The sequence below is a fragment of the Chryseobacterium sp. JK1 genome (assembly GCF_050632815.1).
Lineage (GTDB): Bacteria > Bacteroidota > Bacteroidia > Flavobacteriales > Weeksellaceae > Chryseobacterium.
Genome location: NZ_JBODRU010000002.1, coordinates 203,319 through 215,077, shown reverse-complemented (window position 1 = coordinate 215,077; position 11,759 = coordinate 203,319). Strand labels below are relative to the sequence as shown.

The 11,759-nt window shown below is 36.1% G+C and carries 13 protein-coding genes; 5 read left to right on the top strand and 8 right to left on the bottom strand.

The window, feature by feature from the left end:
• The 3 genes from ACQ76T_RS13945 to ACQ76T_RS13935 are packed head-to-tail and all read right to left on the bottom strand — an operon-like array spanning position 1 to position 1,787.
• Positions 1-420, bottom strand: coding sequence for a SufE family protein (locus tag ACQ76T_RS13945; protein WP_431343910.1), 420 nt, complete (start codon positions 418-420; stop codon positions 1-3).
• 45 nt (positions 421-465) lie between these two features.
• Positions 466-1,563: a glycosyltransferase gene (locus tag ACQ76T_RS13940; RefSeq protein WP_431343909.1), complete on the bottom strand. Its 1,098-nt coding sequence runs from the start codon at positions 1,561-1,563 to the stop codon at positions 466-468.
• Entirely contained in the window at positions 1,560-1,787 is a 228-nt protein-coding gene (locus tag ACQ76T_RS13935) for a uroporphyrinogen decarboxylase (RefSeq protein ID WP_431343908.1), read from the bottom strand. Before ACQ76T_RS13935 ends, ACQ76T_RS13940 begins: the two co-directional genes overlap by 4 nt.
• Positions 1,788-1,938: 151 nt before the next feature.
• On the opposite strand from ACQ76T_RS13935, the gene ACQ76T_RS13930 reads away from it, so the two are divergent.
• Positions 1,939-4,476 (top strand): ATP-dependent Clp protease ATP-binding subunit, encoded by a 2,538-nt coding sequence (locus ACQ76T_RS13930; RefSeq protein ID WP_431343907.1) that lies wholly within the window; start codon positions 1,939-1,941, stop codon positions 4,474-4,476.
• A gap of 138 nt (positions 4,477-4,614) precedes the next feature.
• Here the strand turns inward: ACQ76T_RS13930 and ACQ76T_RS13925 are convergent, their stop codons facing one another.
• Positions 4,615-5,148: a hypothetical protein gene (locus ACQ76T_RS13925; RefSeq protein ID WP_431343906.1), complete on the bottom strand. Its 534-nt coding sequence runs from the start codon at positions 5,146-5,148 to the stop codon at positions 4,615-4,617.
• A 179-nt stretch (positions 5,149-5,327) separates the two neighbouring features.
• Between ACQ76T_RS13925 and mnmA the strand changes: the two genes are divergently transcribed.
• Positions 5,328-6,515: a tRNA 2-thiouridine(34) synthase MnmA gene (mnmA, locus tag ACQ76T_RS13920; protein ID WP_431343905.1), complete on the top strand. Its 1,188-nt coding sequence runs from the start codon at positions 5,328-5,330 to the stop codon at positions 6,513-6,515.
• 143 nt (positions 6,516-6,658) lie between these two features.
• On the top strand, positions 6,659-6,868 hold the full coding sequence (locus ACQ76T_RS13915) for a hypothetical protein (RefSeq protein ID WP_431343904.1): 210 nt from the start codon (positions 6,659-6,661) through the stop codon (positions 6,866-6,868).
• A gap of 61 nt (positions 6,869-6,929) precedes the next feature.
• Here the strand turns inward: ACQ76T_RS13915 and ACQ76T_RS13910 are convergent, their stop codons facing one another.
• Entirely contained in the window at positions 6,930-7,283 is a 354-nt protein-coding gene (locus tag ACQ76T_RS13910; RefSeq protein ID WP_431343903.1) for a hypothetical protein, read from the bottom strand.
• A gap of 13 nt (positions 7,284-7,296) precedes the next feature.
• On the bottom strand, positions 7,297-8,016 hold the full coding sequence (locus tag ACQ76T_RS13905; RefSeq protein WP_431343902.1) for a glycine-rich domain-containing protein: 720 nt from the start codon (positions 8,014-8,016) through the stop codon (positions 7,297-7,299).
• Between the two features lie 115 nt (positions 8,017-8,131).
• On the opposite strand from ACQ76T_RS13905, the gene ACQ76T_RS13900 reads away from it, so the two are divergent.
• On the top strand, positions 8,132-9,028 hold the full coding sequence (locus ACQ76T_RS13900; RefSeq protein WP_431343901.1) for a hypothetical protein: 897 nt from the start codon (positions 8,132-8,134) through the stop codon (positions 9,026-9,028).
• A 197-nt stretch (positions 9,029-9,225) separates the two neighbouring features.
• Positions 9,226-10,452, top strand: a complete 1,227-nt coding sequence (locus tag ACQ76T_RS13895; RefSeq protein ID WP_431343900.1) for a DUF6051 family protein — start codon at positions 9,226-9,228, stop codon at positions 10,450-10,452.
• A 187-nt stretch (positions 10,453-10,639) separates the two neighbouring features.
• Here the strand turns inward: ACQ76T_RS13895 and ACQ76T_RS13890 are convergent, their stop codons facing one another.
• Together ACQ76T_RS13890 and ACQ76T_RS13885 are read right to left on the bottom strand one after the other, a co-directional pair.
• Positions 10,640-11,383: a LytR/AlgR family response regulator transcription factor gene (locus tag ACQ76T_RS13890; protein WP_431343899.1), complete on the bottom strand. Its 744-nt coding sequence runs from the start codon at positions 11,381-11,383 to the stop codon at positions 10,640-10,642.
• Positions 11,384-11,443: 60 nt separating this feature from the next.
• On the bottom strand, positions 11,444-11,719 hold the full coding sequence (locus ACQ76T_RS13885) for a 2TM domain-containing protein (RefSeq protein ID WP_431343898.1): 276 nt from the start codon (positions 11,717-11,719) through the stop codon (positions 11,444-11,446).
• Positions 11,720-11,759: the final 40 nt, after the last annotated feature.

The window sequence follows — 11,759 nt, the reverse complement described above, 5'->3', positions numbered from 1 at the left end:
TTATGATTTCAGTTGATAAGCAACTGCGTAAAATTTGATCTGCTTGGTCATTGCCATCAACCCATTGGCTCGGGATGGCGAAAGAAACTCCTGTAATCCGATCTCTGCAATAAAGTCAAAATCAGAATCCAGAATCTCCTGAGTGGAATGTCCACTATAAATACTTACTAAAAGAGATACGATACCCTTTGGTAAAATTCCGTCAGAATCTGCATTGAAGAAAAGTTTTCCATCTTTGAATTCGGCATCAATCCAAACTTTACTCTGGCAGCCTTTAATAAGGTTATCCTCTGTTTTTCTGTCATCCGGTAAGCCTTTCAGTTCTTTTCCAAGATCAATGATGTACTCATACTTTTGCTCCCAGTCTTCAAGAAATGCAAATTCGTCGATTATTTCATGCTGTTTTTCTTTAATGGTCATTTTTAATCAAATTTCTTTATGCAAAGATAACCAATTTTGTAAAAATTATTTGCAAGATGCTTTTTCAAAAAGTTTCAGGATGTTTGCCTCTTCATTCTCCCAACAGAAAACCTCTGCAGCTTTATCCAGTTCGGAGCGGTAATACTGTCTCCCTCTTTCGAGAATGCTCTCGATTGCTTTTTCAATGGTTTCCGGCTGGTGATCAGTAACCATCTCTCCCACATTAAACTGATTTTTTATCCTTTTCATTTCAGGAAAATTGATCATGATAAGTGGCACTCTGGATTGAATATAATCACAAACTTTATTAGGTAAGGAATAGTAATAGCTTACCCCGTTATTTTCTTCAAGACTGAATCCTACATCCGCAGTTCTGGTAACTTCCCGAAGATTCTCAGGCTTAAGCTTCCCCAGGAAAAATACTTTGTCCTGAAGCTTTTCACGGGCTACCAGTTCTTCATATTCTTTTTTCTTTGGACCATCACCTGCAATTTTTAGAACAGCATTCTTTATATGATGCATTGCTATGATCATCTTTTCAATTCCTCTGGACTGGTTGATCGCACCCTGATAGAGAATTATTTTAGGATTGTTCTCCGGCATTTCCGGCACAGAAAGAATCTTCCTTGGAATATTTCTTACCACAACAGCTTTTACCTTGTATTTTTCATAGAACCATTCTGCATAACTTTCGCTTTCCGTCATCATCAACTCTACTTTAGGAACCAGACTTCCTTCTATCCATCTCCAGAATTTTTGTGAAAGTCGGTTTTGGATGGCGGGCATTTCAGTAAAAATTTCATGACTGTCGAAGACCAGCGGAATGTTCAATTTTTTGGAAATGAGATAATTTGGCAGAAGCGCGTCAATGTCGTTGGCCAAAAGAATGGTCTCTTTGTCAGCCTTTTTCTTCAGCTCATGGTAAAGTTTCCAGTTGAATTCAAAATAAGCAGTTTTTAAACTTTTAGAGCGTAAACGAATTCTTGAAAAGGGATATGGACGTTCCATTTTTTCACTTCCACCCCAGTCATTTCCTATTAAATTAATAGGATAACCGTTATCAAAAAGGGTTTTGCATACTTTTTCTATTCTTTGGTCGGTATACAGATTACTAAAAGCAGAAACTAGTATTTTTTTCTTCATGAATCTTTCTTGTCTGTTATTAAATAGTAGATCTGGATGAAACAAATAAGCCCGTTTGGGATGATAACAGGCCAAAGCCATCCATTGAAGATACCATAAATGACAAAACAAATACAGCCAATCATATTGACAACTCTGATTTTTCTTACATCTTTCAGTATGAAACTCAATACGATAAAAACGGAAGCTGAGTAACCGATATAAGTGGTAAGTGCAGAATTCATGAGAAAATTTTAAGAATAACAAACTTAGTCATTTTCAATAAGATAATAAAATTTTTTCTGCCATAAAGTCATTAATTGATTTTTGGTAAAATATTTGTAATTTAGATAATGAATAAAAGGTAATGTTGCCTTTGTTCTAATGAGATATATTATGGATTATAAGTTTTCACAAGGTTTGAGCCAGGTGTTCAAACAAAGCAAAAGCGAAGCTAAGAGGCTGAAAAGTGAATTTCTTAATACAGAACATCTACTTTTAGGTATTATAAAAACGGAAAACTCTGCTAAAGAAATCCTTCAGAACCTTAATGCGGATTTAACACAAATCAGAAGAAAAATTGAAACTTTAAATACATCAAGTCTAAATCCAATTTCTGAGGAGGTTACCAATATTTCTTTCACTAAGATGGCAGATCATGCCATTAAACGTGCAGAGTTAGAATGTCGTCAATATAAAAGCAATGAGATTAATACCGTTCACCTGCTTTTAGGCATTCTTTATAAATATGAGGACCCTACTTCAAATATTCTGGGAGCTTACGACATCGACTATGAAGGAGTTTCAAGAGAATACCAGACTATGCTTAAAAATTCCGGGCAGTCACCACAAATGAGTGCTTATGATGATGATGATGAAAGAGAAGAATTTGAGCAAATGAGAAAGCCTACAGGAAATCTAGGTTCTGCAAAAAGTAAAACGCCAACATTGGATAACTTTGGTAGAGACCTTACTTCTTTGGCTAGAGATGGAAAATTGGACCCAGTGATCGGGCGTGAAAAAGAAATTGAGAGAGTTTCTCAGATCTTATCACGTAGAAAGAAAAACAACCCGCTTCTTATCGGGGAGCCTGGAGTTGGTAAATCTGCGATTGCCGAAGGACTTGCATTAAGAATTCAACAGAAAAAAGTGTCAAGAGTTCTTTACGGAAAAAGAGTGATCACGTTGGATCTGGCAAGTTTAGTTGCCGGAACAAAATACCGTGGTCAGTTCGAAGAAAGAATGAAGGCCATCATGACTGAACTGGAAAAAAACAGAGATGTCATCCTATTCATAGATGAGTTGCATACCATTGTTGGAGCGGGAAGTTCTACAGGAAGTTTAGATGCTTCCAATATGTTCAAACCGGCTTTGGCAAGAGGAGAAATCCAATGCATAGGGGCTACTACTCTGGATGAGTACCGTCAGTATATAGAAAAGGACGGAGCTTTAGAAAGAAGATTCCAGAAGGTAATGGTAGAACCTACTTCTATAGATGAAACCATTCAGATTCTTAACCAGATCAAAGATAAGTATGAAGAACACCACAATGTAGTTTATACTCCTGAAGCCATTGCAGCGTGTGTCAATTTGACATCGAGATATATTACGGACCGTTTCTTACCAGACAAAGCAATTGATGCGATGGATGAAGCCGGTTCTAGAGTGTATATTAAAAACATGAAAGTTCCAACAGAGATCATTGATTTTGAAAAGAAAATCGAAGATATCAAAGAACTGAAACAAAAAGCAGTTAAAGCTCAGGATTACCTTGAAGCAAGAAAGCTTAAAGATGAAGAAGAACGTCTTCAGATGGAACTGAACTCTGCTCAGGACAAATGGGATAAAGATGTAAAAGAGAAAAAAGAAACCGTAACGGAAGAAAATGTTGCGGAAGTAGTTTCTATGATGAGCGGTGTTCCGGTAACGAAAGTTGGCAAGAACGAGCTTGATAAACTTGCCCAGATGGATGAAAAACTGAACGGAAAAGTAATCGGTCAGGAAGATGCTGTGAAAAAAGTCGTGAAAGCGATTCAAAGAAACAGAGCAGGTCTTAAAGACCCTAACCGACCGATCGGTACATTTATCTTCCTTGGAACGACCGGGGTTGGTAAGACTGAGTTGGCAAAAGTAATGGCAAGAGAATTATTCGAATCCGATGAATCTCTGATCAGAATTGATATGAGTGAATACATGGAGAAATTCGCTGTTTCAAGATTAGTAGGTGCGCCTCCGGGATATGTAGGATATGAAGAAGGTGGTCAGCTGACTGAAGCAGTAAGAAGAAAACCTTACGCGGTAGTTCTTTTGGATGAGATTGAAAAAGCTCACCCTGATGTATTTAATATTCTACTACAGATTTTGGACGAAGGACATGTTACAGACAGTTTAGGAAGAAAGATCGATTTTAGAAATACCATCATCATTCTTACTTCCAACATCGGAACCAGAGATCTTAAAGATTTCGGAGATGGTGTAGGATTTGGAACTTCTGCTAAGAAAACCACTTCAGACTCAAGAGCGAGAAGCACTATTGAAAATGCCCTTAAAAAAGCATTTGCTCCAGAATTCTTAAACAGAATTGATGATATTGTGATCTTCAACTCTCTTGTACAGGATGACATCAAGAAAATCATTGATATTGAACTGAATAAGCTTTATGGCAGACTTGAAAAATTAGGATATAAAGTTGAATTGACTGAAGAAGCAAAAGACTTTATTTCTGAAAAAGGATGGGATAAAGATTTCGGAGCAAGACCATTGAAACGAGCAATCCAGAAATATATTGAAGACTTACTGGCAGAAATGCTTGTGAATAAACAATTATCAGAAGGAGAAACCGTTGTTCTTGACCTTAATGATGCCAAAGACGGATTAATCGGAAAAACGCAGAAAGCTAAAAAATCAGCGGCTGAGAAATCGTCTCAATCTTAAATAAATAATTTAACACTATAGAAAATCCCCGGAAAGTTTTCCGGGGATTTTTGTTTTTATAGGTTTAGGCTAAAGCCAATGGAATTTTAATATTCTAGCAAACGGGCTAAAGCCCGTTCCTATTGATAAAATCATAAATTAAAGTCCAACCACGAAACCAATATTCGGGATTAAACCACTGGTAAATACACTTGAATTCTGCTTCCAAAGTACATTGTACATCAAGCCCAGCTGCATGAAAGAGTTATTTCCGATTCTCTGCATATATCCTCCACCAAGATACAAGGCGTTTTCTTCCGTATTGTATTTATAGTCGTAATATTTATCTGTATAATTGATAAAAAAATGCTGATAATTGGCTCCCACATAAAATGATCGGGCAATATAGTAATTCACAAAGGGTCCTACTCCAAACATAGTAGATTTATAATAGTTGGACGTCTGCCATGATACACTTCCTATAACTCCTGCTTCAAGATCATCCGTAAGTCTGTAACCTACCCTTGGTGAAGCCTGAAGATTAAATGAACTGTTACTCCCAAACCCCAAACCAATTCCTCCTCCGAAGGTCCATCTGTTCATAGCTGGTGCAGCAGCCGAAGTTCCTACCGAAACCTGGGAAAACACGGATCCTGAAGAAATAAGCATTAAAGAAATAATAATTTTTTTCATAGATATATATTTTATTGTGATGATATTGTAGATGTTCACCAAACACTGCTGATGGTGAATATGACGGCTATCGTTTTTATCAATGTTTAAAATTATGGTTTTTTTACGACTTTATTAATTGTATTTTTGCCGCATCAAACTAAGAACTCCCGTTAAGAGTTTCGTAAAATTGAAATACAATGAAAATAGTAGTAGGCCTCTCCGGAGGTGTAGACTCCAGTGTTACAGCATATTTGCTACAACAGCAAGGTCATGAAGTAGTGGCTTTGTTTATGAGAAACTGGAATGATGCTTCGGTAACGTTGGAAGACGAATGTCCATGGATCGAAGACAGTAATGACGCATTAATGGTAGCCCAAAAGCTGGGAATTCCTTTTCAGGTGATCGACATGAGCGAGCTTTACAAAGAAAGAATCGTTGATTATATGTTCGACGAATACCAAAAAGGAAGAACGCCAAATCCTGATGTTCTTTGCAACAGAGAAGTAAAATTTGACGTTTTTATGAAAACAGCTATGTCTTTGGGCGCTGATAAAGTGGCAACAGGGCATTATGCAAGAGTAGATTCTACTTTTGATGAGAATGGAAAAGAAATTTTCCATCTTTTAGCAGGAAAAGACAACAATAAAGATCAGTCTTATTTTCTGTGCCAGTTGAGCCAGGATCAGTTATCAAAAGCGTTATTTCCTATTGGAGAACTTACAAAGCCTCAGGTGAGAGAAATTGCAAAGGAAATCGGCCTGGTAACGGCTGATAAAAAAGACTCTCAGGGATTATGCTTTATTGGAAAAGTAAGCCTCCCTCAGTTTTTACAGCAGCAACTTAAACCAAATGAAGGTGAAATCGTAGAAATTTTCAAAGATTCTCCTTTATTTTCCGTAGAAAAATCTGAATTTTCATCAAAACAAGAAGAACTTGAGTTTTTATCAAGAAAAATCAATTATAAAAAAGCTGACGGAAAAGTAATCGGAAAACACCAGGGAGCTCAGTTTTTCACAATCGGACAAAGTAAAGGACTTGGAATAGGTGGACATAAAGAAAGCTGTTTTATCGTATCCAGAGATATGGAAAACAATATCCTTTTCGTAGGAGAAGGAAATCATTTCCCGGGACTCTTCAAAAAGGCTTTAAAAATTGACAATTCGGAATTGCACTGGGTGCGTGAAGATCTCAGACTTCAGAATGGAGAATCTATGGAAGTAATGGCACGATTCAGATACAGACAGCCATTGCAGAAAGCCACTCTTTATCAGTTTGAAGATGCTTTTTACATTGAATTTGAAGAACCACAGTCTGCTATTGCAGAAGGTCAGTTTGCATCATGGTATCTGGATGAAGAACTTATCGGAAGCGGGGTAATCTCGTAAGATGACGCGTTGTAAGTTTCTGAAAAGGATATTGTAAAGATATTAAGCTCGTTTTTTAAGGAAGAATAAGTTTTTTAAAATTTTTCTGTAACGTTTTTGATGTTATCATACTTACTGAGTAAATAACAATAAAAAATACTACTATGAAAACATCTACAAAAAACCAATATGCTTACGCAAACAATATTCTGATTGCATTTGTATCCGCAATTTTCGGCTATAATTTTTATCAGGCAATTGTACATCCTGAAAAATCAAACATTGCGATCAGCCTTATTTTGGTAGTTCTTACTTCCGTTATGGTTCGCAAATACGGTTATCAACCTGTAAAAGAAAAAAAGAAAGACATCTAATGTCAATTACTCATAATAAAGCCCGGAACATTTTGTTTCGGGTTTGTTTTTTTACTGCTATTTATTTCTTCATCTCTTTATTGACATGACTCAACATAAAAAACACTATGACAATAATTTCTATTATTAAAACTATAGCTAAAAATCCTATAGGTTTTCCTAACATAACCCCTCTGACGAGCTTGACTATTCCCAATAAGAAAATAAGACCTGTGAAATAATGAGTGATTCCCGAAACGCTTTTTTTCAAAGAATTTAAAACAAAAACTGAGGTATAAAATCCGAGAATCAGGATAAGATAAAACTTGAGAAAGTCTGAACCTTTAAGAATAACCGGATTAAAGGTCTGAAATACTTCCACAAGTAATATAAAGCTTATTACAACCGGAACTGAGTGAATGATTATCTTTTTCATAGTTTCTATTTTTTTAACCACCACAGCCTCCGCATCCGCCACATCCACCGCCACATCCGCTACCACAACTGCTTCCTCCGCTGCAGCTGCTTCCTCCACAACTCGATCCATCGTCTTTTTTATTCGGTCCCTCATTACCTTGTAAAACAGATACTAACAGCCCAAAACCTAAGATTCCCACAATGGATAAGAATATCGCAGTAAAAGAGCTTATTATCTCTCCAAGACATGATGACAGCATTAGAAGTGCTGCAAACAGAGAAACCAATCGGAGTCTCTTCCACAGGTTCTTACTACTCTTTGGCTTTTCGTAAGTTGACCAAATCTCCTGAGGAGCTTCTTTCTTAAAAATTTCATGATAGTGTTTCAACGTTTCTGAAAACCAAACCTTATGTTTGATATTTTCAGTATTTCCTCCTTTTGAAGGATGGTGATGAAGATTCCGCTTTAAAATCTTCGGGCAGAATTCTTCCCAATAATTCTGAGTATAGATCAGGTGCATATGCCAGACTTTATCTACAGTTTCACTGGGAGACGCCCCGTAAGGAAGAATACAGCAGAGGTACACAAATTTTTTATACTCCTCTATTGCTTTTTGAGCGAAATCAAGGCTCCATTTCTCTTCCTTTGCCAGCTTTTTCGAGAAAGGAAAATCAGCATCAGAAGCGTCTAGGGAAAATCCCTGGATTCTTTTCCAAAGAGATTCATCTTGTAATATCAGCTTTGTTTTCATTAGTTTGTTATTTTATTTTTCTACTCAAATATCTCTTCATTATACAATATAAAAGTCTTTCATTCATCTTTTTTGGATGGATAAAAATCTTAAATTAGTCTTATAAAATAATACAATGAAAAAAGAAGATATCCTTCACCTTGAAAAGCTAATGAATTTCCTAAGCAGGCAGTTTTTAAAGAAAAACCATTGGGAAGATGTTACGAAAACCGAATGGTCATACATCTGTGCAGAACTTAATGATCTGATTTCTAACGACCATGCAGAGAAGGAGATCAAAAAAGAGCCCGATCTTCTGGGAACCAATTATTTGTATGAGCATTTGATTATCAATAAATTAAAGAAATTTAATCAGAATGAAAATGCTATTCTCAGCAGGCCTAATCTGGCAAAATTAAGTCTGATCGTCAGAGTATTGGGATATTCCAGCTACATTGATTTTATTAATTCGAATACGGAATCTTTCAATTTTAATGATTTGAAAATTGAAATGGATAATGTTACCATGAACACCACTCTTTTAGACCGTTTAGTGGGCTGTTGGTATTCTTATAACAGAAATCTACCCGATAATCCTTTGCAGGCAAAAGAAGACCGTATATGGCGCTCTGCGATGGAAATTTATAAGTCTGAAACCACGGGTGAATATTTTATTGAAAGAAGCGGCGGCGATCATCACAAGTATTTTGGGAAGGTAACCGCCTATTCAGATTATGTATTTATCATCATGAACAGCAATACTTTTATCCGGCAGAGACATTTTATTTCGAGAATAAAAGACATTAAGGAAAAGCTTAAAAATCCGGATTATAAAATCCTTGAGCTTCATTTCATCAGCACCTGCATCAGTTTCAATCAGGAGCCGATTGCATTGTTTGAAATCTTTCAGAAAGCAGACCGGAAAACGTTCATTTCAGACTCCATAAGCTTTCCTGTTGACAGTGATGAAATTCCTCAGTCCATATTAAAACAACTTGAAGACACTGAATCTAATCGAATTGATTACAAATAGTTATAAAATAGTGAAATACGCATATAACACAACCAAACTCGACAAAGTTCAGTCGAAAAAGAATGAATCACAAAAGAATGTTTCCATCGATTTTTTCTCTTATGCTTAGAATACATTTAAAGAGTATAAATCAGCATATTACCGCAATAATTATATAATTTAATTGTTCATAAAGTATAACACTCAACCGTCATGCTATGGAATATTATGAATTATATGAAGTTTTGAAAGATCATTTTGATTCCAGAGAAGGCGTTGTGGAAATTGAGGAGCTGAATCTCACCATAGAATCTTTCCCTTTTGAGTCTAAAGTATGTAATCTTCTTTACGGTTCTGAAAATCTGGATTGTTTACAACATCAGCAGCCTCTTCAGATCAATGAAAAAGGCTATCTCTTTTACAATCATCCTTCTGTAGATACCAAAGACTTTGATATTGAATGCAATAAAAAGTTTGAATACCATATCCTCAAAAGAGCAGATATAGAAGAGGCCAAAGGATGCATTATCTTTTTTCATGGACTGAACGAAAAGAAGTGGGACAAATATCTTCCCTGGGCTTATGAACTGGCTCAGAGAACGCATAAGGCCGTTATTCTGTTTCCAATTGCCTTTCATATGGACCGTGCAGATCCTGTTTGGAGTGACCGCCATCACATGATGGAAGTGGTTCATTCTCGAAAGAAAAGACATCCTGAAAACACCAATTATTCTTATGTAAATGCGGCTATCAGCTCCCGTCTGGAAGCTCACCCACAGAGAATTTTCTGGTCAGGGCTGCAGACTTATTCCGACATTATTGAAGTGGTAAAAGATATTAAAAACGGAAAGCTTACCAATATTTCTAAGGAGGCAGATCTGGATTTATTTGGATATTCTATAGGATCATTTCTTTCGATGCTCATCAAAATGGCAGATCCTCATCAGTATTTCACTCACTCAAAGGTTCTATGCTTTTGTGGCGGAATGACTATTGACAGAATGTTCCCTATTTCCAAATATATCATGGATACCCAGGCTACGGTTACAATGCAGTCTGTTTTTACGGAATTGCTGAGTTCTGACTTTGCCATCGATCCACGCCTAAAGCATTATCAGAATGATGATCAGCATCCTCATGAAAGCTGGTTCAAGAAAATGCTCCGTTATAATTATTTTCAGAAAGAAAGAGAAGACAGAATGCGGGAAATACAGTCTCATATTAAGGCATATGTTCTGGAAAAAGATACTGTAGCCCCACCAATAGAAGCTTTAAATACCCTAACGGGCGGTTATCGGGATATTGATGTGGAGATAGAAATAAAGGACTTTCCTTATGAATATTCTCATATGGTTCCGTTTCCTTTGACCCATAAACATAAAAGGGAAGTTACAGAATCGTTTCATCAGTTTGTACAGTCTGCCAGTGATTTCTATACTCAATAAATACTTTTTCTTTTCAGGAGTAAAAAAGAGCAAGAATTAGTTTAAAAATGAAAAATATGAGGTCCATGGTTATGTTTTTAGTTGAAAAGTTGACAATTTTAAACAGAAAATAAAGCAACCAGGAAAACCAAAGGCATCCATTTTCACCTCGTTTTTACCGTAAAGTATTTCCTATACCGGCTATTGATTAGCTCACCAGCCAGTCTTTAAAATCTTTAACACGGTCTCTACTTACTGTAATTTCTTCCTGTGGCTGATACTCAAGATCAACCTTGTAGTAAGGGGATGTATGAATATTTTTGATATAATCTGAACTGATAATAAACTGTCTGTTGACCCTGAAAAACTTTTTGTCGTCCAATACATCTTCCAGCTCATCCAGCGTAAAATCTGAAGGATAAGTACGGTCTTCGGTCTGAAGATAAACAATTTTGTTTTCACTGAAAAAACAGCTGATCTCCTGCGTCTGTACAATTTTAAGATTATACCCTATTTTCACCAAAACCCTGGAAAGGGTTGATTTTTCTTTTTTTATGAGCTGCTTGATGTCCTGAGAATTCACCGTATCATTTGCAGGAATAAATGATTTGAACTTTTCTACCGCTCCGGCAAGATCTTCATCAAGAATAGGTTTTAAAAGATAATCGATACTGTTCAGTTTAAAGGCTTTCAGAGTATACTGATCAAATGCTGTCGTATAAATGATAAAGCCTTTTGTGGGCACTTTCTCAAAGATGTCGAAAGAAAGACCATCCCCTAAAACAATATCTGAAAAGATGAGCTGTGGGTGTTCGTTTTCCGAAAACCAGGCAACCCCTTCTTCTACAGATTCTATTTTGGCAACTATTTCAATTTCAGGAAATTCACTTAACATTCTTTCCAGTTTCCTTGAAGCAGGTTTTTCGTCTTCGATAATGACAGTTTTGATCATTGAGTTTTAGTTTTGGTTTTCAGATTTTAGAAAATAAAGGTAAATAAAAGCACTCAGATTTTAGTAATCTATAGGCTTTTTCTCTTTTTTCATTTCTCTTTCAATCATATCATTTTCCCATTCTGAATCAAAAATAAAAAGTTTAATTGCTTTCACAGTGATGATCAATCCCCAAATTGCCAGAATGGTGTAGGCATCGAATAATCTGATATGAAAGATTCTTTCTCCAAAAATATTGTCAGGAAGGATAATAGCAGCGAATATTACGAATAGAAAAACGCTTCTATAAAATCTTTTAAGTTTATTTGTTCTTGAGTATGCAGTATGATAATCCATGATAGTATGAGTTTTTAAATTATTGTTAAAAAGTAGTAAG